General features: G+C 37.5%; 22 protein-coding genes. 18 read left to right on the forward strand and 4 right to left on the reverse strand.

Annotated elements, in window-relative coordinates; all coding sequences use genetic code 11:
• The first annotated feature begins 42 nt into the window (after positions 1–42).
• Genes QNH17_RS13815 through QNH17_RS13840 form a run of 6 tightly spaced genes read left to right on the forward strand, consistent with a single transcriptional unit; the run spans position 43 to position 5,279 of the window.
• On the forward strand, positions 43–954 hold the full coding sequence (locus tag QNH17_RS13815; protein WP_283879212.1) for an acetaldehyde dehydrogenase (acetylating): 912 nt from the start codon (positions 43–45) through the stop codon (positions 952–954).
• Positions 951–1,964 (forward strand): 4-hydroxy-2-oxovalerate aldolase, encoded by a 1,014-nt coding sequence (dmpG, locus tag QNH17_RS13820; RefSeq protein WP_283879213.1) that lies wholly within the window; start codon positions 951–953, stop codon positions 1,962–1,964. Before QNH17_RS13815 ends, dmpG begins: the two co-directional genes overlap by 4 nt.
• A gap of 17 nt (positions 1,965–1,981) precedes the next feature.
• Positions 1,982–2,767 (forward strand): 2-keto-4-pentenoate hydratase, encoded by a 786-nt coding sequence (locus QNH17_RS13825; RefSeq protein WP_283879498.1) that lies wholly within the window; start codon positions 1,982–1,984, stop codon positions 2,765–2,767.
• Between the two features lie 23 nt (positions 2,768–2,790).
• Entirely contained in the window at positions 2,791–3,582 is a 792-nt protein-coding gene (locus QNH17_RS13830) for a 2-keto-4-pentenoate hydratase (protein WP_283879214.1), read from the forward strand.
• A 27-nt stretch (positions 3,583–3,609) separates the two neighbouring features.
• Complete coding sequence (locus QNH17_RS13835) at positions 3,610–3,810, forward strand: 2-hydroxymuconate tautomerase (protein ID WP_283879215.1); 201 nt, start codon at positions 3,610–3,612, stop codon at positions 3,808–3,810.
• Positions 3,807–5,279, forward strand: coding sequence for an aldehyde dehydrogenase (locus QNH17_RS13840; RefSeq protein WP_283879216.1), 1,473 nt, complete (start codon positions 3,807–3,809; stop codon positions 5,277–5,279). Before QNH17_RS13835 ends, QNH17_RS13840 begins: the two co-directional genes overlap by 4 nt.
• A 309-nt stretch (positions 5,280–5,588) precedes the next feature.
• Here the strand turns inward: QNH17_RS13840 and QNH17_RS13845 are convergent, their stop codons facing one another.
• Complete coding sequence (locus tag QNH17_RS13845; RefSeq protein ID WP_283879217.1) at positions 5,589–6,488, reverse strand: VanW family protein; 900 nt, start codon at positions 6,486–6,488, stop codon at positions 5,589–5,591.
• Between the two features lie 1,360 nt (positions 6,489–7,848).
• On the opposite strand from QNH17_RS13845, the gene QNH17_RS13855 reads away from it, so the two are divergent.
• The 5 genes from QNH17_RS13855 (at position 7,849) to QNH17_RS13875 (ending at position 13,236) form a co-directional block, all read left to right on the forward strand.
• Positions 7,849–8,304 (forward strand): GNAT family N-acetyltransferase, encoded by a 456-nt coding sequence (locus QNH17_RS13855; RefSeq protein ID WP_283879499.1) that lies wholly within the window; start codon positions 7,849–7,851, stop codon positions 8,302–8,304.
• A gap of 232 nt (positions 8,305–8,536) precedes the next feature.
• The gene (locus tag QNH17_RS13860; protein WP_283879218.1) at positions 8,537–10,084 is read left to right on the forward strand and encodes a spore germination protein; all 1,548 of its coding nucleotides are present in this window, start codon (positions 8,537–8,539) and stop codon (positions 10,082–10,084) included.
• 4 nt (positions 10,085–10,088) lie between these two features.
• Entirely contained in the window at positions 10,089–11,189 is a 1,101-nt protein-coding gene (locus tag QNH17_RS13865) for a GerAB/ArcD/ProY family transporter (protein ID WP_283879219.1), read from the forward strand.
• Positions 11,186–12,289 carry a Ger(x)C family spore germination protein gene (locus QNH17_RS13870; protein WP_283879220.1) on the forward strand — a complete coding sequence of 368 codons (1,104 nt, stop codon included), beginning with the start codon at positions 11,186–11,188 and terminating at the stop codon, positions 12,287–12,289. Before QNH17_RS13865 ends, QNH17_RS13870 begins: the two co-directional genes overlap by 4 nt.
• A 200-nt stretch (positions 12,290–12,489) precedes the next feature.
• Positions 12,490–13,236, forward strand: coding sequence for a choice-of-anchor I domain-containing protein (locus QNH17_RS13875; RefSeq protein WP_283879221.1), 747 nt, complete (start codon positions 12,490–12,492; stop codon positions 13,234–13,236).
• A gap of 196 nt (positions 13,237–13,432) precedes the next feature.
• Here the strand turns inward: QNH17_RS13875 and QNH17_RS13880 are convergent, their stop codons facing one another.
• Together QNH17_RS13880 and QNH17_RS13885 are read right to left on the reverse strand one after the other, a co-directional pair.
• Positions 13,433–13,723 carry a GNAT family N-acetyltransferase gene (locus QNH17_RS13880; protein ID WP_026564936.1) on the reverse strand — a complete coding sequence of 97 codons (291 nt, stop codon included), beginning with the start codon at positions 13,721–13,723 and terminating at the stop codon, positions 13,433–13,435.
• A 31-nt stretch (positions 13,724–13,754) separates the two neighbouring features.
• The gene (locus tag QNH17_RS13885; RefSeq protein ID WP_283879222.1) at positions 13,755–13,970 is read right to left on the reverse strand and encodes a (4Fe-4S)-binding protein; all 216 of its coding nucleotides are present in this window, start codon (positions 13,968–13,970) and stop codon (positions 13,755–13,757) included.
• Between the two features lie 589 nt (positions 13,971–14,559).
• On the opposite strand from QNH17_RS13885, the gene QNH17_RS13890 reads away from it, so the two are divergent.
• Complete coding sequence (locus QNH17_RS13890) at positions 14,560–15,057, forward strand: P-loop nucleotide/nucleoside kinase family protein (protein ID WP_283879223.1); 498 nt, start codon at positions 14,560–14,562, stop codon at positions 15,055–15,057.
• A 274-nt stretch (positions 15,058–15,331) separates the two neighbouring features.
• Here the strand turns inward: QNH17_RS13890 and QNH17_RS13895 are convergent, their stop codons facing one another.
• The gene (locus tag QNH17_RS13895) at positions 15,332–16,609 is read right to left on the reverse strand and encodes an ATP-binding protein (RefSeq protein ID WP_283879224.1); all 1,278 of its coding nucleotides are present in this window, start codon (positions 16,607–16,609) and stop codon (positions 15,332–15,334) included.
• A 561-nt stretch (positions 16,610–17,170) separates the two neighbouring features.
• Here QNH17_RS13895 and QNH17_RS13900 point away from each other — a divergent pair.
• The 6 genes from QNH17_RS13900 (at position 17,171) to QNH17_RS13925 (ending at position 22,445) form a co-directional block, all read left to right on the forward strand.
• Positions 17,171–17,629, forward strand: a complete 459-nt coding sequence (locus QNH17_RS13900) for a hypothetical protein (protein ID WP_283879225.1) — start codon at positions 17,171–17,173, stop codon at positions 17,627–17,629.
• On the forward strand, positions 17,626–17,775 hold the full coding sequence (locus QNH17_RS13905) for a hypothetical protein (protein ID WP_283879226.1): 150 nt from the start codon (positions 17,626–17,628) through the stop codon (positions 17,773–17,775). Before QNH17_RS13900 ends, QNH17_RS13905 begins: the two co-directional genes overlap by 4 nt.
• Before the next feature lie 248 nt (positions 17,776–18,023).
• On the forward strand, positions 18,024–18,764 hold the full coding sequence (locus QNH17_RS13910; protein ID WP_283879227.1) for a GntR family transcriptional regulator: 741 nt from the start codon (positions 18,024–18,026) through the stop codon (positions 18,762–18,764).
• Between the two features lie 255 nt (positions 18,765–19,019).
• On the forward strand, positions 19,020–19,739 hold the full coding sequence (gene deoD, locus QNH17_RS13915; RefSeq protein WP_283879228.1) for a purine-nucleoside phosphorylase: 720 nt from the start codon (positions 19,020–19,022) through the stop codon (positions 19,737–19,739).
• An 89-nt stretch (positions 19,740–19,828) separates the two neighbouring features.
• Positions 19,829–21,217 carry an MFS transporter gene (locus QNH17_RS13920; protein WP_283879229.1) on the forward strand — a complete coding sequence of 463 codons (1,389 nt, stop codon included), beginning with the start codon at positions 19,829–19,831 and terminating at the stop codon, positions 21,215–21,217.
• A gap of 955 nt (positions 21,218–22,172) precedes the next feature.
• Positions 22,173–22,445, forward strand: a complete 273-nt coding sequence (locus QNH17_RS13925) for an HU family DNA-binding protein (RefSeq protein WP_283879230.1) — start codon at positions 22,173–22,175, stop codon at positions 22,443–22,445.
• Positions 22,446–22,558: the final 113 nt, after the last annotated feature.

A 22,558-nucleotide genomic window follows, 5' to 3' on the forward strand; every position in this document is an offset into this window, starting at 1 on the left:
AAACCTTAATTGATAGATTAGTAAAAAGAGGGGTGAGAGGTCTTGACAAAAGTAAAAGCTGCGATTTTGGGATCGGGAAATATTGGAACAGACCTAATGTATAAAATTTTAAAAAATGAAGGGAATATGGATTTAGCTTTGGTGGCAGGCATTGACCAAGAATCAGAAGGTCTGGCAAGAGCACAGGCGAAGGGAATTCGTACAAGCCATCACGGAATTGAAGCCATCTTGGAAGACCCAGAGATTAGGATTGTCTTTGATGCGACAAGCGCAAAAGCACATAAGTTGAATGCACCATCACTGCGAGATAAGGGGAAATTAGCGATCGACATGACTCCTGCGGCTATCGGACCATTTGTCGTGCCAACAGTAAATTTAAATGAACATATGGATTCCATGAACGTCAACTTGATTTCATGTGGAGGCCAGGCAACTACACCCCTTGTTCACGCAGTTAATCGCGTTGTACATGTTCACTATGCTGAAGTAATTGCAACGGTAGCCAGTGTATCGATTGGTCCAGGGACAAGACAAAATGTAGATGAATTTGTTCAAACGACTGCGAATGCTGTTCAACATGTTGGCGGTGCCAAACTAGCGAGGGCAATTCCGGTATTTAATCCGGCAGAACCACCTATTAATATGACCAATTCTGTCTATGCAGTGATCAAGGAGGAATTTGATGAAGGAGCTGTCATTGCATCTATTCAATCGATTGTAGCTGAGATTTCAAGTTATGTTCCAGGATACAGATTAAAAGGCACTCCTTTTATCGATTACCGTGAAACACCTTGGGGACGGTTACCAACAGTAGTGATTATGAATGAGGTTGTAGGAGCTGGTGATTTCTTCCCTACCTATGCGGGGAATTTGGATATCATGACCGCATCAGCATATAAAGTAGGAGATTTATATGCCGGACATTTTCTTGGAGTGAAGGAGGTAAGCCGATGAAGATTCCTAGACTGACAGATACGACACTAAGAGATGGCGACCACGCGATTCACCATAGTTTTACACCGGAAATGGTCCGGACGATTGTTCGAAATTTAGATGAAGCAGGGGTGCGAATCATTGAAGTCAGCCATGGTTCTGGCTTAAATGGATCGACACTTCAGCAGGGGTTTTCAGTTCATTCTGAATTAGAACTGATTAAAGTGGCTGTAGAAACAGCGAAACAAGCAAAAATTGCTTCCTTATTCGTTCCTGGAATTGGAACGAGCAAGGAGTTAAGAGAAGCTGCCAAACTAGGAATCTCTGTTATCCGAATCGCTGTTCATTGTACCGAAGCAGATGTAACTGAGCAGTATTTTCGACTAGCGAAAGAATTAGGGCTCGAGGCGGTGGGCTTCTTGATGATGTCCCATTCTCAACCAGCAAAAGTACTGGTTGAGCAGGCTAAGCTGATGGAATCCTATGGTGCTGACTGCGTCTATGTGGTTGATTCTGCAGGGGCACTTGTTCAAAGTGGCGTTAGGGAAAGGGTTTATGCATTAAAGGAAGCGTTGTCCATCGAAGTTGGTTTTCATGCTCATAATAATCTTGGATTAGCGATTGGCAATTCAATTACAGCGCTTGAAGCAGGAGCAGACCAAATTGACGGGACCCTAAGGGGATTAGGGGCTGGCGCAGGGAATGCACCGACCGAAGTACTAGTGGCTGTATTAAATAAAATGGACGTGGATACAGGAATAAATCTTTCCATTTTAATGGATGCCGCCGAGGAAGTAGTGGCTCCGTTGATGCAGACTCCGATCATGATTGATCGTGACAACTTATCGAGCGGATATGCAGGAGTGTATAACAGCTTTTTATTACATGTAAGGCATGCAGCCGAAAAGTTCGGTGTTAACACCTCAGAGATTATGGAGGAATTGGGTAAAAGGAAGGCGGTTGCTGGGCAGGAAGACTGGATTTTAGATGTAGCAGTCGAACTTGCAGAGCAAAAAAAGTTAAAGATTTAGTGGTAGAGATAGGAGGAATCAATGTGACGATTGTTCAAGAAGCTGCCAGCCGCTTATTGGAGGCCGAGGAAACGAAGCAGGTCATTGAACCGTTAACCGTTTCCTATCCAGGGTTTACAGTGGATGAAGCCTACCATACACAATTAGAGATGATCCGCAGAAAAGTTGAACACGGTGGCATCATTGTTGGGAAAAAAATCGGAGCAACAAGTAAAGCTATTCAAAAAATGTTCGGCGTCAACCAGCCTGATTATGGTCATTTATTGGCTGATATGATGGTTGTCGAAGGTGAAACGATATCACTAGATCAATATATTCAACCAAAAGTAGAGTTTGAGATTGCTTTTAAATTGAAAAAGGATTTAAAAGGTCCTAATGTTTCTATCCTAGATGTCATTGAAGCAACAGATTATATCGTTCCAGCCATTGAAGTCATTGATAGCCGCATTCGAGATTGGCAGATCAAATTTGAAGACACCGTTGCAGACAATGGTTCTTCTGCTTGTGCGATTATTGGAGGGAAACCGACGAAGCTAGAAGGACTGGATCTTACCCATATTGGAATGGTTGCTTATCGAAATGGACAAATAATAGATTCAGGCGCAGGTGCCGCCGTACTTGGTAATCCGCTTCGTTCAGTTGCATGGCTTGCGAATTCATTAGGAAAATATGAGGTGGCATTAAAATCTGGAGAAATCGTCCTCTCAGGCGCTTTAACAAGTGCAATAGAAGTGAAGGACAATGACACGTTTACTGCTGAGTTTGCTCATATTGGTTCAGTAACGGCTTCCTTTACACGATAAAAATTAGAAACTAGGTGATAAACATGATTAAGACGGATGTGATCGATCAAATTGCTTTTGAACTATACAACGCGGAAAAACAGAAAAAGTCGGTTAATAAGTTTGTTGATGTCTATCCTGAATTGGATGAAGGATTAGCCTACCAGGTACAAGAACGTTTAATTGAAATGAAATGCAGGGAAGAACAGACAAAAAGAGTAGGTAGGAAACTTGGCTTAACGAGTAAGGCAAAACAAGTAATGATGGGTGTTCATGAACCATCTTACGGGGTATTGCTAGAAAGTATGCAACTGTTTGAAGGAGAACGCGTTTCGCTTTCACCATTTATCCATGCAAAAGTGGAACCGGAAATTGCTTTTATATTCAATAAGGAACTAAAAGGTCCGCATGTAACCGTAGCAGATGTACTAGCTGCAACAGAATATATTGCTCCGGCACTCGAAATCATCGACAGCAGGTTCCAAGGTTTTAGCTTTACACTGCAGGATGCGGTTGCCGATAATTCCTCTTCTTCCCGTTATATTATTGGAGAAAGATTCTATTCACCAGAAAATTTCGATTTGAAATTGATGGGAATAGTCTTCAAGCAAAATGGCGAAGTCGTTGCTACAGGTGCAGGTGCAGCTGTAATGGGGCACCCAGCAAGGGCAATTGCATGGCTAGCCAATAAATTGTATAAGGTTGGGCAGAGCATTCAATCAGGGGAAGTCGTCTTAAGTGGTTCCCTCACATCCGCAGTGAAGATTGAAGCTGGTGACCATTTTTCCGCAAGCTTTGATGGGCTTGGTTCCGTAGAGGCTGTTTTTACTGAATAAACAACAAGGTGAAGGGAGAGAGTTTTTATGCCATTTATTCAGATTAATATTCTTAAAGGCAGATCGCCTGAAAAGAAAGAGCGATTGATTAAAGAAGTTTCTGACTTAGTATCTGAAGTGTTAGAATCTCCGGTTCAAAATGTACGTGTGATGATCAATGAGGTAGAACCTGAACATTGGGGAATCGCGGGGGAATCTGTAAAAAAAAGAAATGAGGTTTCAACATGACAAAAGTACAAATCGGAGTCAGAGAAGTTGGTTTATATATAAACGGTGAGTATATGCAAGCAGGCAATGGGGCAACTTTTGATGTGAAAAACCCAGCTACCCAAGAAATCATTGCGAAAGTAAGTGAAGCAACGGTAGAGGATGTCGATAAAGCCTGTCGCATTGCTAGAGAGGCATTTGAAAAAGGCCCATGGCGGACGATGACTGTAGCAGAGCGTTGTGCAAAACTTCGCCGCATGGCTGAAATTATCCTCGAGCGAAAAGAGGAAATTGCTCGACTAGACGCTACAGATGTCGGAAAACCATTCCACTCTGCTGTCCAGCACGAAGTTCCACGAGCAGCACATAATATCAAGTTCTTTGCAGATTTCATGGAAAAACAGGGCGGGGAAACGTATCCGATGGAAGAAGAATATCTGAATTATACACGGTACGAACCAGTTGGGGTGGCCGCTCTCATTACACCATGGAACGTTCCATTCATGCTGACCACTTGGAAGCTTGGCCCATGTCTTGCTGCAGGGAATACAGCGGTGATTAAGCCAGCGGAAATGACTCCATTATCTGTATCCTTACTTGGTGAAATTGCCAAAGAAGCAGGGATCCCAGATGGTGTCGTAAACGTCATTCATGGTCTTGGAGGAGTAGTAGGAAATGCACTTACTACTCATCCTGAGGTGGATTTAATTTCGTTCACGGGGTCTACCTCTACAGGAAAAAGAATTATGAAGAGCGGAGCAGATTCCTTAAAAAAAGTATCCTTTGAACTTGGTGGGAAAGCAGCAAATATCGTGTTTGAAGATGCAAATCTTGATAAAGCCATCCCCGTTTCAATTCAAGCTGCTTTCATGAATTCAGGGCAAGTATGTCTCGCAGGTTCAAGAATTTTAGTTCAACGCTCCATCTTAGATGAGTTTATAGAAAGATTTAAGAAAGCGGCAATGGAACTGAAAGTGGGCGACCCACAGGAAGCTGAGACAAAAATGGGTCCAGTCGTCAGTGAAGAGCATTATAAAAAGGTAACAAGCTATCTTGAAATTGCCAAGGAAGAAAATGCGACCTTGATCTGTGGAGGAAAGAGACCTGATCTGCCTGTATATTTACAAAAAGGATATTATCTAGAACCTACTGTGTATGTTCAGGAAAATTCAAAAGCGCGGATTTGCCAAGAAGAAATTTTCGGGCCAATCGTCACGATTATCCCATTTGATACCGAAGAAGAAGCACTACAAATAGCAAATGATACAGAATATGGCTTGAATGGTGTGGTCTGGACGGATAACCTACAACGTGCTCACAGAATTTCTCATGCTGTTCGGGCAGGTACGATTTGGGTGAACTGCTGGTTTGTTCGAGATCTACGTGCTCCCTTTGGAGGTTTTAAGAAGAGTGGAATTGGTCGAGAAGGTGGACATCACAGCCTAGAATTCTTTACTGAAGCGAAAAATATTTGTATAGCATTAAAGTAGTTTTTGAAAATGAAATGTAAATAAAGTTAATTTAGCAATTATAAGGGTCTGCCTCCCAGTATGAATAAAGAAATGCCAATCGTACCGTAAAACACTCTCAAATGTTGAAGAATCAACATTTGAGAGTGTTTTTGTTTTGGTGGGACACATTTAGGGATCGGGGTCCAAAGTGCTCGACAATTTGTTAAAGTCATAGTCCGTTGTGAGGAGAAAGTAACTAAATTAACAGAAACTCATATTATAAGGCTCTTAAAAAGAGGTGAAACATTTGCCTGTTTTAGTGAAAAAAGAAAAAACCCCAAAGTAAATTTACTTGTGGGGATGTTTTTCATAGGGAAGATATGGAACTTTCTTAGGGGTATATGTAATTACATCAGAAGAATAAATTTCAATTATTAATTTGTTTTCTATCGATTTTGCAAGTATGAGTATAGGTTGATTGTAATCATTTTTAAAGATAAAATCAGGTCCATTCCAACTAACTGTGGCATCCCGTTTTGGTGGAACATATGAAACCTCTCTACTGTGTGAATTACGCTGAACAACTTTTAAACCAGCATTATCTACTGCATTAAAAAGGGTAGATGATACTTGACATATTCCACCACCAAAGTCCTCTGAAAATTCCCCATTAACGATTACAGTAGCTGGCATATACCCTTTTCCTGCTTTTCTTTCTCCAACCACTTTATTAAAGGAAAATATTTCACCTGGAAAAAGAACATAATTATTAATGGCTTTTGCAGCAAGATAAATATTATTGTTTCTTTCTTTGTTTTTGGAATTGAAGAATGTTACATATTCCCCAATTTTTTCACCTCTAATATTTCCAAGTAATTCACTGTCGACCCTTGGATAAATAGTTAGTAAGGGGACTTCTAATGTAGATGAGCCATTATTAAAATAATAAGAAAAAATATTTTCTGTGAAAACTTGGCGGTTTAAACGGTAACCGAGTTTTTCTGGTATAATATTCCCTTTTTTATCTATAATTGCATTTTTAGGATTTTTAGTTACTTGCTGGTCAATATCGTCCATGAATTTTTCAAACTTTTTTGTATCCAAAATGGGTAATATAGGCCAGTGCATTGAAAAGGTAGTATGGTTGGCAACAGAGATAGGATCACTGTTTTTAGTGATTACTAAACTTCCTGGCATAATCATTTGTTGAGATAAAATTATTATTCCAAGCATCCAACTGAAATTCATATGCTTAAAACCTCCCTAATTTTATTATGAGTTAAAATATCCATTTCATGTAATTGCAGCTTTTCTTTTATTACGGTCATTTCTGGAAATAAAACCTGAGGAAGAAGTATTAGAATGTGTTAAAAAAGTTGTTATCAGTTTAAATGAACTAAATGAAAATTATGATTAATTTTTTGAGACAATGGAGAGAGAAGAATTATATGAGTTTATTACTGGAGCAGCACGAATAGCTGGCTTTGAGTCTGAAGAAGACATAACTGAAGAATGGAGAGAATGGTAAACCTATTTGAACAAATGGGGATTTCTTTTAAGATTTGGTTGCTGCGGCAGCCTTTTTCTTTTTGTGCTAACGGGCAGTTTACTTAAAGAAGGAATGAAAGGATATTACCGTAATATATTGGTCATAAATATTGATTATTGCTGGTGAACGATGAAAAAGACCCCTAGTTTATTAATTTTTTTATTTTACTATTGGTTGTTACTGCTTGCGGTGGTCCTTTTACATCAACATCTTCCGATTTGTATGTAGATAAAAAGGCACATTCAAAGGATGATAAAGAAGCGTGGATAATAGCATATGCCCCCAACAGTATTACAGAAATAGAAAGAAATAAAAATGTGGTGCAAGAACTAATGGTCTGGAACTTGATTAAGGTTAATAAATCTTATTTTTCAAGTTACTCAAAAAAAGGAGATAATCCCTGGATATTAGAGCAAATTTAACATCTTGGTGACAATGCTACTATAAGATGATTAAATTTTAATAATCTCAAGGGTGCTTACTAAGAAGGTACAGCACAATTTTGGGTGCTTTTTTATTGACCTACTGGTCCGGTAATTTGAAGTCGAAAAGGTTAAACGAAGTAAAGGATAGAATTATTTAGTAGAGAAAAAAATGAATAGGTGAAAATCTCTATGAGATACAAAATGAGAATCTTTCTATTGAATGTTTTGATTTTTGGATTGCTTCTAATGAGTGATCTTCCAATTGAAAAATGTTTTCTTTGGATGTCTTACATCAGCCTTGCCTTTCTTGTTTCTATCGTGCTGTGGCAACTAATCGAGTTTATTTGGATACTCATCCTTCAAAAAAAGTCTTATGATCGCTTTTTCTTTTGGATAAAGCCAAAGTCAAAAAGAAAACTCAAGAAAAAAAGAAAAAGGTAAGTAAAAACTTGTTACACTAAAACTTTTCTTGTCTAAATCTTATGTAACTAACGGGTCCAAGAGGTGAATTAGGGGATGGTTTTGCTATCCCCTATCTTTTTGTACTAACTAGTAGATTAGTTGAACAAAATTTAGTTCAGGTGTTTAATTTATTACAGAACTTTTAAAGAATTGCGGGGGACTTAAATTGGATATGTGGGTTAATAAAGGATTTTCAATTTCCACAAATAAAGAGTATTTAGATCTACCATTAATACATAACTTCTTGAGTCAAGAAGCATACTGGTCAAAGGGCATACCCAAGCAAATAGTAAAAAAGGCAATTGAAAAATCTCCGCTATGTTTTGGAGTTTATAAAGGTGAAGCAGGAAAAGACAGTTTTGAACAAGTTGGTTTTGCAAGGGTAATTACTGATTTAGCAACGTTCGCTTATCTTTGTGATGTGTTTATATTACCAGATTATCGGAAATTAGGGTTATCAAAATGGTTAATGGATATTATCACAAATCAATCCGAATTACAGGGTGTTCGTAGATTTATGTTAGCTACTAATGATGCACATTCATTATATAGTCAATATGGTTTTGAACAGAATGTTAATCCCGAACTATTTATGCAAAAGGTACTTAAAAACCCATATAAACAGTAAGATTTCTTCAACTAAACTGGCTGCCACCCATTGGCGGCTTTTCTTTTTAAGAAAGTTCGGTGAAACAATAAATCAAATTCAATTTACTAGGGCGATTGATCAACTACCATGAAAATTAACTTCTGTAACTTCGGTAAAAAGGCAATACTTAGGGGAAGGATTAGAATATTTTTCCTTAGAAAATGCATACTAAAAACATAATCTAAAGCAATTGCAGAAAGGGACGGAGTTGATGTCATATTTTCTGAAGTTTTTAAGAGGAAAGCGCTCTTCTCGGTTCCATCAAGCAAGCTATAGTTCTAATCATCAGAAAAAAAATATGGAAGATGATGTCCTGGACTCTGATTTATCTCAAAATATAGAGAATATCCAACTGCTATTTTCTCAAGCCCCGGATTTAGTGATTCGTCGCTTTCCTATCGCATCGAGTAAAACGAAGGCCGCTTTGGTGTACTTGCCCGGATTGACGGATAAAGATGCGATTCATAATCATGTTCTGAAGCCATTGATGGACAGCTCTTTCGAACTTGATAAGGAACTGCCCATTACAATTGGAGATGTAGAAGTCGTCGATACGTGGGGCCAGATCGAAAGTGCGATTCTAGATGGAGATAGCGTTTTATTGTTACATGGACAAAACACCGGGTATCGATTAGATACAAAAGGATGGCCGCAAAGACAACTGAATGACCCTCAAAACGAAATCGCTCTTAAAGGTGCACATCAAGGGTTTGTGGAAACAGGGAGTCAGAATATCGCATTAATTCGCAGGTATATTCCCCATCACGAATTAATACTGAAAGAAATGACAATCGGTTTACGAGGAAAAACAAAGGTTTCTCTTTTATATTTAAGAGATGTGGCATCTGAAGACGTGCTAAGAGAATTGGAGTCACGGCTTCAAAAAATTACAGTTGACGCGATCATTAATACTGGCGAACTGATCGAGTTCATTGAAGACAATCCTTATTCACCCTTCCCGCAAATAATGTTGACCGAAAGACCTGATACAGCAGTATCCCAAATTCTCCAGGGAAGATTTGTGATTGTTTTGGACCGTTCTCCGAGCGTATTGATTGCTCCGACAAATTTTATGTCCTTTTTTCAGGCTGTGGATGATTACGGTTCCCGTTGGTTAATTTCTACCTTTATCCGAGTAAGCCGATTTTTAGCCTTTATAATTACCTTGTTTTTTCCCGCCAGCTATGTTGCGTTTATTTCCTTTAATTTTGAAGTCATCCCGATGGAGCTTTTACTTTCGATTGCTGAATCAAGGATACAAGTTCCATTCGCGCCTGTGCTGGAAGCGGTAATTATGGAGACAATCTTGGAATTGATGAGGGAAGCTGCATTAAGACTGCCTACTCCAATTGGTCAGACCATCGGCATTGTAGGTGGCATTATCATTGGGCAGGCGGCTGTTGAGGTGGGAATTGTCAGCAACATTATGATTATCGTCGTTGCCGTTACAGCCATCGCTTCTTATAACATCCCTAATTATGATATGAGTTCGTCCATTAGACTGTTAAGATTTCCACTGATGCTATCCGCCGCGATGTTTGGAATTGTAGGGATTGTGGTAGGGTGGATGACAGTAGTTGCCCATCTTGTTAGTCTTGAATCATTAGGCACACCATATGGAACTCCTCTTGCTCCATTCCGATTTGCAGATATGAAGGATGCATTTCTGCGCTTTCCTTTATGGACAATGAAAACCCGCCCAAAAGGAACGGGGGCAATTTCAACTATTCGACAAGGGCGAAATCGCACTAAAAGGTGAAACGATGAAGAAATATGCCTATAATGAAATCACGCTTATGCAGTATATTTTTTTGATTAATGGAACACAGGTGGGGACGGGAGTTTTATCTCTCCCGCGCATACTGGCAGAAAAAGCTGGAACTGACGGTTGGATTGCTATTCTAATTGGCTGGCTTTTCTCTGTGGCTGCCAGCATTTTTTTAGTTAAAACCGCTGCAAAATACCCTGAGGACAGCCTTTTCGAAATTCTAATACGTTTTTTCGGAAAAATACTGGGGAAAGTGATTTTCTCTTTTTACATGGTGTACTTTGCATTTTACGCTTGGACCATTCTTGTAAACGCCAGTCTCTATATCAAGGCATGGTTTCTGCCTAAAACCCCTGGTTATATCATTTTGCTATTATTTTCGATTCCGACTTTTTTTGTTGCCCGTAACGGTTTGCGCGTTTTAGGCAGGTACTCGGAACTATCCTTTTATATGGTATTGTGGATTCCTCTGTTTTTTTTGATACCGCTAAAGGATGGAAATTGGCTCCATTTCCTTCCTTTGCTTAAAGAAGGGTGGCAACCAGTTTTATCTGCTGTGCCGACTACTGTATTTTCCTTTTTGGGATTTGAAGTAGCGTTCTTCTTGTACCCCTTTTTACAAAAAAAGCAGCATGCGGTGCTCGGAATCACGATTGCAAACACCTTAACGATGTTGTTTTATGTATTTGTGACGGTCGTCTGCTTTGCCTATTTTAGCCCCGATGGGATTATTGAATTTAATCAACCTGTACTGAATTTACTTAAACTTATTGAATTTCGTTTTTTGGAGCGTTTTGACATGGTTTTATTGGCTGTATATCTGATTGTTGTTTCTACAGCCTGGATTCCTTGCGTATACATTGCAGCGTTTTGTTCTAGTCAATTACTTGGAAAACAAGATCACAGCAATTACGTGATTATTTTATTATTGATTCTTATTGGATCGGTATTTTGGCTCGATCCTACTTGGTTTGATTCGGAAGGGTGGCAGAAGAAGGTGGTCAAAGGCGGGCTGGTATTGGCATTCGTTGCCCCGCCCTTTTTATGGGTTTATAGCTGGATATATGAAAAGTTCCGTCGGAGGGTAAGCCATTGAAAAGGAAGATATTGCTTTGCCTATCGCTTGTGGCTATGTTGATGACCGGATGTGTGGACCAAATGTATGTTGAAGATGTCACTTTGTCACTAATACTTGGTTTAGACTTGGACGAGGATGACAATTTAGTGGTGTTCATGTCAAGTCCGGTGTTTAACAAAGAAGCAAAGGTAAAAGAGGAGAAAGTCGAAGTGAAGGCTGTTACGATTCGAGATTCCAGGGAACTGTTTGATCAAACCGTAATGGCTTTAACATCAGGAAGCAAAACGCAATTAATCTTAATCGGAAAAAAGCTGTTAAAACGAAAAAATTGGATTGATTATCTCGATCCCTTTTATCGGGACCCCAAAAATACGGTAACCACACGCGTGGTCGCCGTAGATGGACCTGTTTCGGATGTGATTTTTTTCAAGCCAGAAGACAAGCCTCGTCTCCCATTATATTTAACTAATTTAGTTGATACAGCCTTCAGAAGAAATGTCGCTGTAAAAACGACCATTCAAGAGTTTCATGAGCAAACGACGGAAAAAGGGATGACAGCAAGTATTACTGAGATGAAAAAAGACGGTAAAATCATGTTGACAGGCACGGCTCTGCTGGATGAAAAGGGAAGATATAAGTTAAGCATAACACCGCCTGAAAACAAATTATTACGCATCCTTCAGCATAAAACAAAAGGAGATTTCCCATTTACCATTTCAGTTCCTTTGAAATCGAATAGACAGGATAAACATTGGATCAGCTTTAGTACGCCGAGGATCAAGTTAAAAACAAAGGTAAGGTATAACGATCATTTTATTTTTGACACAGAGGTAAAAATGAGAATTGCCATTACAGAACGGCTTTTTCCATTCAATGTACGGAAGGACACAGTGAAACTGCAAAAGAGTATAGAAACGATACTGCAAGCAGATTTCGAGCGCTTAATCAAGAAAACGCAAACCGCCACCATTGACCCGTTTGGATTTGGGATTTATGCAAGAGCCTATACGTATCCAGAGTGGAAAAAAGTCCAAAATCAATGGGGGCAAGCCTTTTCAAAGGCTGATGTAAACGTCAAGGTAAGTGTAACAATTGGCGGGATGGGAACGATTAAGTAACTCGGGCCAATGATGTGATTTCATTTCAAGAAATGAGGAAGAAATTTATGAGTTTTCCAGCTAAAGCGGGCCATTTTTTAAGGGAGAGGTGACCTGATGGAAAAGCTGTTCACATCGTCGTGAGCTATTAGAATTTACGAATTATTAACAAAATAAAATATTAACCTCTTCCCTGTATTTGATTACGAAGGTAATTGTGAATGGGACTTGGTTTTAAAGATTATAATCTTGAAAAGAATGCGCTAGATGCTTTAAAGGATGGCCAAGTGAAACTATCCACACAGAACCTGTATGGTACCTACATGCCTGACGGGGTTGCTGCACAAAAAATTGGCGGCAAGAATTACATCTTTACAGCGAATGAAGGGGATGCAAGAGAATGGGGAGATTATGTAGACACCGGTTCTTATACCTTCCCTGGTACAAAATACAAAATTGATAGTATCTTAAATTCAGAAAGAGACGGGCTAGAAGCAGGTAAGAACTATATATATGGCGGCCGCTCCTTCTCCATTTGGGACGCGGAAACAATGGAACAAGTATATGATAGCGGAAGTGATTTTGAGAAAATAACAGGTAAGCTTTTTCCTGATGCGTTTAATTCATCCAACAACAAAACTGAACTAGATTCAAGAAGCGGAAAAAAAGGACCTGAGCCTGATGATATTAAGGTTATGAAAGTAAATGGTAAAACATTTGCCTTTATCGGTTTAGAAAGAATAAGCGGCATTATGATGTATGATGTAACAGATATCGAAAATGTAAAGTTCTATGATTATATAAACGTAAGAAACTTTGCAGGAAACGATATTGCAACAAGTGGAGATCTGGCCCCGGAAGGACTTTCCTTAGTGGAAGCAAAGGATAGTCCAACTGGAAATCCATTGCTACTTGTAGCAAATGAAGTGTCCGGCAATGTGAGAGTTTTCGAGATTAGTGGAAAATAGGTGGTAGAAGGTTAGTGAGATGTTCACTAACCTTTTTTATTTTTTCGTTGGTTTGGACCAACATTATTTTGTTATTGTAATCTCTCTTTTCATCCTAAAAAAAATAATTTAAAGTAATCCTTTATACAGTTCTTACAAGGGAGCTATAGGAACTATTGCCTAGAACCGCATTAATCGCTGTTTTAATAAAATGGCATTAATTTGCTAGTACATCTTGATACGCTTCCTTACTTTCAAGAACACTTTTTGCGTAAGGACATACAGGAATAATATATAAGTTTTCATCTCTTGCATATTCAGCTATCTTGTTTACTAATTCTTTGCCTAATCCACGACCATTATGTCCATCGTATACAACTGTATGGTTTACAATAATTAAATTTCTTCCATTTACATCTTTTCCGCTTGGGATAAATTGAATTCTTGCAATAATTTCATTAGATTCTTCAATATAGAATTCATTCTTGCCCATTTTAATTTCAGTCATTTCCACATTCTCCTAACTTTTTTAGTTCTGTTTATTTTTGCTCATAAGTAAGTGCTCTGCTTGGACAACGATCAATCACTTCCATGATTTTTTCAGCTGTGGCATTCTGTGGTGATACCCAAGGTCTTTTCTGGGTATTGAATACACTGGGCAATCCCTTTACACATTCTGCTGCATGTTTGCAAATATTGGATTTCCAAAATATTTTGATACCTTCAGCTTCATAAGTTTTAATATTTTCGCTCATAATATCCTCCTTCTAATAGTTCTGTGGGAATAGTAATTTTAAATTTATATTTCACAAAACTGTATGATGGGTTTTTACCAACAAACAAGCAACTTTGTAGCAGCATTATAAATTTTTGAAAAACAATATTAATTTAATAGTACTTTATGTTACAAGGAATCTCCAATTTGAGGCTTGTTATAAAATAAAATAATATAGACGGAGTGAAGTTATTTATAATTAGATTTTAGGATAGGGTCAGAGCCCCAACGTGCGATAAAAAAATGCTTAGCTTATTTCTTAAGCCGTTCTCATTTGAGGTACCCGCATAGTAAAAAAACAAATATATAAATAGTTATAGAAGCAGTGTGTTTCACATATGTAATTACACTGCTTTTTGTACGTTTTCAGTAAGATTATGTATAAAGTATTTATTGTAGCTTCTTTAACTAACTAGGCAGGTTTGTTAAAGAAGGAATATAAAAGAAATTGGTAGAATAAGTAAATTGGATATAAATCTTAACGTCTAAATATTAATAAGAGGAGAATGTCTATGGGAACTAACGAGGTAAAAAGGTTAAACTAAAATAAGCGCGGGGGGTTTAAAAATATGAAACAATTGGGGACGCTATACTTTTTCTGTGGAAAAATGGGAGCTGGAAAATCAACTAAATCACAACAATTGGCGAAAGATAAACATGCGGTACTGTTGTCTGAGGATGAATGGCTTTCATCTCTTTATCCCAATCAGATTGCATCATTTGAGGACTATCTAAAATTCTCAGCGCAGCTCAAGCCGTTGGTGAAAAAGCATGTCCAAAACATATTAAGTGTTGGTACAGATGTAGTGATGGATTTTCCAGCTAACACTCAAAAACTGCGAAAATGGTTTTTGGATATGGCGTCAGAGGTCAATGCAAGCCATCAACTAATTTTCCTGAATCTAAATAACGAGCAATGCTTACGTCAAATTGCACAAAGGCGTAACGAACAACCCGAAAGAGCAGCTTTTGACACGGAAGCAGTGTTTATTCATGTTACTAAATTTTTTGAAGCACCAGAGGCATCCGAGGGTTTAAATATTTTAGAGTTTAGCGGAAAAGAATAACAAGGAGTGCTCTAGTGAAAGAAGGGTAAATAAAAAAGTCGATTTCTTATTGGAAATCGGCTTTTTTAGGTTGAAACTTCCTTAACGTTGTAAATCCGCATTTTCCTGACTCTACCCCAATCTGAAAAACGAGATTGAAAACTTGTTTCATACTTTGAAAGACAAGTTGATAATATCCACTTTCTTTAAAGATAAGTACTTCAACTGTCTCAGTACGGTTATCTACGATCCAATACCCTTTAACTCCTGTCGGTTCATATACTTTTATTTTTAGCTAACGCACATTATTGTCAGTTAATGGCGTATTTTTACAATTATACAGAGGGAACCGAATGGTAAATGTGGTTCCTTTTCCTTTTTGGCTTTGGACGATGATTTTTCCATGAAGCGAGTCGATAATGCGATAGCTCACCATGAGTCCTATACCAGTTCCTTTTTCTTTCAGAGAATAAAAAGGTTGTCCAAGACGTTTCACTTCATCTTCATTCATCCCGACTCCCTCATCTTGGATTTGGATCAGCACATGCTGTGATTCCTGTTTCATGAGAATGGAAACCGCACCACCTTGATGTATCGCTTCGATGCCATTTTTGATGATATTGAGGAAGGCCTGTTTCACTTTTTGGGGATGACCCAATATCACACACTCTTGCTCCGGAAGTCGGACCTCTATGCTTACTTTTCGTTCTAAAGCATAGGAGTAGAGGATATTGACGACCGTTTGTATTGTTTCGCAAACATCGACGGACTCGTTCATATCCGCTTCTGGCTTGGCAAGCGAAAGATATTCGGTAATGACGTCATTTGCCCGATCTACTTCTTCTATACAAATTTGAACATACCCTTTATACGTCTCTGAAATTGGAGATTGTAGAAGTAACTGGAGAAATCCTCGATTGGTCTGCATAGGATTTCGAATTTCATGAGCAAAGGAACTCGCCAATTCTCCGAGTATCTTATATTTTTCCGCCTGTTGAGCTTCCATGTGTAACTGAGAATTTTCCCTTAAGGTTTCAATCAGAAAAATAGTTACAAAGGTGGCAACACATATCGTTAAAACTTCCTGAAGTGTGCTGAACAATTCCATGTCTTGCAAATCCACGAGGATGAAGATCAAGGACATCCCCAATGTTATCCTCCAAGTCAGTTTCATTCGACCTGCTCGATCTTGCTGGACGAAACGTGGATATGCTAAAAAAAACATGGGTAAGAGGAACAAGATTTCGTATACCGTTGAATAAAAACCAGTCCCTCCAAAGTACCAACGATACAACAATAAAATAATCGTGAGAACAATACCTGTTGCGTATCCATCTCCATAAAATATACCTATCATGAGTGCTACAAACCGTAGATCATTTCGCTCGTTTACATCCGAATAGATTGGGAAGGACATGCACAATACTAACGTAATCATTGCCAAGAAACTGAAAATTAATTTTTGACGCTTCGTTTCGATGAATTGATGACGATTGGTTAAATACATAGAATAAAAAAAGACAGGAATCAAAATAATCATTACTTGTAAGAGCAAATTTTTAGTATATTCCATACAGTTTACCTCATTGTTAAACTCATTCTAGTATAAAAGGAAACTGAATATAAAAACAGGGGAAAAAAATGGGTTCTAATGCAAAAAATTCAAAACAATCTCAATTAATCTCTAAAGCTTGGAGATACTGATACTATTACTCTAAAAAAGAGGTATGATCAGTATGGGGTCCTGATACGATTGGTTTATTAAGCATTGCAATTGTTATAGGTTTAGTAGATTATTGAAAAAGGGATTTTTCTAAATATAACCAATTTCGGGCTTTTTAATGTTAGACTTATGGTTGAAACGAAATATATTTGCTAAACAAACCTGTTGTTTAATTCTGTTCTGATTGATTTCCATAAGTGAGTGTGGTCGTATTGATAAAAGTTAAGAAATATTTTTTTATTGCACTTATTCCTTTTTTTGCGTCTATGGCATTAAATTTCCCTTTCCCTGATGTAAACCCATATGGAGACAATTGTTTCAGTATTTGATATACCTGTTCAATCGGCAAATGGAATAAATTATGTAGGAATTACGTCGTTATTATAACTAATATTTAGCCTGTATTTTCTCGTGAAATCTTTAAAAAAATATCATGTTCGATTAGTTATTACTGCTATTATGATAGCAATTTTTACTCCTACTTTCGTAGCCAGTTCATTTCAAAAAACTTTTGCTACTGGTATTTACGCAATTTCATATGAATTAGATGATAGTAAATGTAGTTTTGATAAGACTAATGAGACAACCTTACATGGGGTGTGTGAACTTCCTTTTAAAAATTACAGCAAAAATGATGTTCAGTTTACCATTGAATTTTATAAACGATATTCCTTTGAAGACGAAATACCTATGGTATCTCTCATGAATAACACTGCTCCATATAGGGTCAAGTTAAGAGGAAATGGGACAAAGCGTGTAATAATTGAGACAAATATTGATATCTCTAAGATGGAAAACCAAATTGATGGTGGCGAAGCTACGGGTGTTAATATTATCATTAAGTCGGGGAGAAGAAGCAGAAAATTATGATGCTCACTGGGAAACTTATTAAGTTAACGGGTATTTATGTTAAAAACGAGATTGCTGCTGCGATCCCTTTTGTTAGTCAACTAAAGAAGCAGGTTGAGGAGTGGTGTTTAACTTGTGATCAACAATCGGGTGCGTTTATGGAGTAACAAAAAAGCCTCATTTCTCAGCATTAAATTGAGAAATGAGGCTTTTAATATTGAAAATTCCTTAACGTTGTCAAATCCGGATTTTCCTGACGCTACCCCTAATTGCATTGGCATAAGCATGATGAATTTTTGAAGGTTAATTTCGTTAGGAAAGTAAGGTACAATAGAACAAAGGAAACATTATGTGAATATCGATCAGAAATGGATCGCACATTTATGAATTAAGAAAACTATAGGTGTATAGAAAAATGAACAATAAACTTAATGAACTCAATAAAACGAAAAAACCGTTATTCGTCACGGTGTATGATCAATTGTATAAACTGATCATGGATGGAACGTTTCCACCTGATAGCCGGCTGCCAACAGAACCTGAATTGTCCAAAGTATTTGGTGTCAGCAGAATGACCTTGAGACATGCTTTGGCACTTTTGCACGAAGATGGATTGGTTAAGAAGGTCCATGGTAAAGGGAATTTTATTACTAAATTTCATCAAAATGAAAGTATCGATGGCTTGGAGAAATTGGGGAACCCCTTGTATAAATGCTATACGGAAAAAATCGAGGAGGTTGAACTCGATTTCCGGATTGACTTAGTAACGGATTATGCAAGACAAGTATTAAGACAAGAAATGACGGCAGTGGTAGCATTGGAACGCTGGTATAAAAGCAGCGATAAGGTTGTCGCCTATGCTTTAACCATGATGCCAATAGAAGCCGTATCCGAGTTAAATCTAGATTTGCAGAATGAGGTGCAATTATTGGAGATGTTAGAAGAGAATGTATACGAACTCGCTAATTCCGCTTCTATTGAAATCAAACGTTCCAACTCCGTCAATACTCCATCGCTAAAATATCAAATTTTTGGCGGAGAAGAATGTGATTTGATTTTAGAAAGTGTTTTTATTAGTGATAAATATCCTGTTGTTTATAATAAATACTATATCCCAACAGAGTTTAGTCAAATTAGGATAAATGCGTCTAAATAAATTTATAACGTAAAAAAGCAGTGTGTTTCCTACGAAAACACACTGCTTTTTTGCTACAAAAAAACAAATTTTCAAAAAAAGATGGGTTGTCGATATATAAAAGGTATGATATCCTTTTCATTGTTAAGATATATACAAGTATTTATACAACTATACAACATTGTATAGTTGTATACATCAGGATGACAGCGGATACAAACCTGATAATACTAACGCAAATACTTCCTAGTAAACAATGAGAAGGAGAGAACAATGATGAGTACAACGATTCACAAGGAAACCCCGCATATTAAACCAAAAGGAGTAGAGATTGCTGAAACTATTCTTTTACCGGGAGATCCATTGAGAGCAAAATTTATTGCCGAAACGTATTTAGAGAATGCCGTTCAATTCAATTCCGTCCGTAATATGTTCGGATACACAGGAACTTATAAAGGGAAGAAAATATCTGTCATGGGAACAGGAATGGGCATGCCGAGTATGAGCCTTTATTCATGGGAGCTGATCCATGTATTTGGTGTGAAGAATTTGATTCGCATTGGTACCTGTGGTGCCATGCAGGAACATATGAATCTATATGATATCGTTTTTGCCATGGGCGCTTCTACAGATTCCCGTTATGTTCATCAATTCAATCTTCCTGGAGAGTTTTCCAATATTGCCTCCTTTGCCTTATTGGAAAAAGCAAAAAAAACAGCTGATCAAAAATGTCTTCCTGTACATGTTGGAAATGTCCTTACGAGCGATATTTTTTACAATGCGGATGAAACAGCCTTGGAAAAGTGGCGTAAAATGGGGATTCTATGTGCGGAAATGGAGACGGCTGGTCTTTATATGAATGCATCCTATGCGGGAGTTAATGCACTTACGATTTTAACAGTAAGCGATCATATTATTCGAAATGAACAAACGACACCGGAAGAGAGACAAGTTGCTTTTACCAATATGGTGGAAATTGCCTTGGAGCTGGCTTAAGCACTGAATATCGGATTGTCAGGCATTTGATTCCGACTAATAGGTGATTATGGACTGATTACTAAGAGAGATAGTAAGGAGAGGAATGTATGGCAACAATAAGTGCAAATGCGACCATAGCAGAAGCTAAAGAAGATAATGTCAAGAAAGCAGTACCTATTATCTTATTGTTATTTCTACTATGTTTAGTCATTGATAATTCGTTTAAGATTATTTCTGTCGATATGGCAAAGGATTTTCATATTTCAGCAACAGCCGTAAGCTGGCAGGCAACCCTAGCTGGTTTAGTGATTGGAATTGGGGCAGTAGTTTACGCGACCTTGGCAGATTCTATTAGTCTAAGAAAACTATTTAGCGTCGGGATTATTTTAATCTGTGCCGGCTCCGTTTTGGGCTATATTTTTCAACAATCGTTTTTGCTGGTAGTTGTTTCAAGGATTATTCAAACAGCTGGTTTGGCATCAGCTGAGACACTCTATGTGATCTTTGTAACGAAACATTTGCCTGCAAATGAACAAAAGAAGTTTTTAGGATTAAGTACGAGCAGCTTTGCGCTATCACAGATTATCGGTGCATTGACTGGTGGTTATGTTTCTACCTATTTCCATTGGACATCTTTATTTTTAGTTCCATTAGTCACTCTTCTCATCCTTCCTTTTATTTTAAAATATCTTCCTAAGGAAGAGGGGAAGGACACTCATGTGGATGTATTAGGATTATTTTTAGTTGGAGTAATCTCTGCAGCGCTATTATTATACATTACAGATTTCAACTGGATTTATCTTCTCGTGGTTATTGTGACTTTTGCCTTGTTCCTTGCTTATACCAGCAAGAATTCCAAAGCTTTCATCGGAATTTCGTTTTTCAAAAATAAGCAGTTTCTCTCGTTGCTTGGAGTCGCATTTGTTATTTATTCAGTTCAATTAGCGTATATTTTCTTGTTTCCGTTTTTACTTGAAAAAATTTATGGTTTTAAGCTTGATACCATTTCGTTAATATTAATTCCAGCATATGTATTAGCGGCAACGGTTGGAGTACTTTCAGGAAAAATTGCGAGAGTGATGGGAAGCAGGCAATGTATTACCATTGCTATGGCTGGTATTATTGTAAGTCTATTGTTAGGTGGATTTTTTGTAAAAACATCTGTTGTGATTTTTGTTGTATCCATGATTTTATTTTCTAGTTCATTTGCGTTTATGTACGCACCAATGCTCGATTCCTGCATTAGCACGATTGCAAAAGAAAATTCAGGAACTGCTATCGGAATTTTTAATTTGATTCTTAATGTTGCTGCATCGATCGGAATTGCTTATACTGCAGCCATGATGGACCATTCAGCAATGCGCACCCATCTTCTTGGCTATATAAGCAATCCGGTTGCTTCCATGTATAGTAATGTCCTATTTGTTCTTGCACTCATTACGATTTTCAGTTTAATTCTGTATTGGGGATTAGTGGGGAGGAAAGCGACGAGATAAATTACTTTACAGATTTCATTAGAGCTCCAAGCTTAAAAGTCTGGAGTTCTTTTTTTAAAGCTAGCTTTTTTATGTTTTATAGAACTATTTTACATAATCAGTGAATTTAGGAAATTGATAGATTTTAAAACGTTAATAAACCGACCTTTCGTTCGCTTCACAATTTTCTCTATACCATGATTTTATACATCGTTAGTTAATCACCGTGGTTTTTTCTTTCTTCAGCAATCGGGCGCTTTTCTTGAATAAGAAGGCGTCTTTCTGTATTGTACTGGATTCTGGAACAACAACAATTAATAGGGATTGGAGTTATATTAAGGTGTAGAAGAGATTGTGAAGGATTGCACTTAAACAAACGGATGCTTTAACACAAAGGAGATCGTCTATATGGCGGTCTTTTTTTACTAAATGGTAGGTGTACCTTTGAAATAAAGTCGTACTGTTTATAAAAAAGATGTACCGTTTTAAAGAAAGTTATACCGTTTACCAAAAAGTTGTATCGTTTTATTCCTTTTCAATTAAAGAATTCTATGTGAGTTTTAATCAAACTTTTTATAAAACTAAATGTTTATTCAAAAAGAACTGAATCCAATTTGATTAAACTTTTTTAAATTGGATTCGGTTTATTTTCTATAGAATAGGGATTTGTGAGTTGTTTTTAATTAAACTTTATTCCAAATCAGTTTAGGGAATGTGCCTAATAAAGTAACTGTCTAGTAAATTGCAAGCCGCCAAGGGGCTGGTCCTTGCTTTGGTCACTTGTGCTTGCTGAGATATGGTACCTGTCGATTTACTGATGCTTCAAAGTGTGAATATGTTAGTGAGTCGCCATACATTAAATTCCATTCATCACTATCATGTGTGGGATCACGACGAACTTAATGACAAACATGTAGAACATATGTTATGTTTTATCCCTACATAATTTAAAAATAAAAAGAAGAGGTGTTTGAATATGAATAAAACAGAATTAGTGAATGCTGTTGTAACACAAACAGAGTTAACAAAGATAAATGCTGCAAATGCGGTTGATGCATTGTTTGAAACCATCTCTAATACTCTTGCAAAAGAAGAGAAAATCCAGTTGATTGGATTTGGCACATTTGAGGTGCGTGAGCGTGCAGCTCGAACAGGTCGTAACCCACAAACTGGTGAAGAAATTCAGATTTCTGCTTCTAAAGTTCCAGCTTTTAAACCAGGCAAGGAATTAAAAGAAGCTGTTAAATAAGTTTGTTTAGTTCTTAAAGAATTGGCTCTAAGGTATGATCCCTAGAGCCTTTTTGTGTTTGAAATAGAGTGTCTATTCAGGGAGGCGTTTTGGACATACGGCTATATTATTAA

This window comes from Neobacillus sp. SuZ13, assembly GCF_030123365.1.
Lineage (GTDB): Bacteria > Bacillota > Bacilli > Bacillales > Cytobacillaceae > Neobacillus.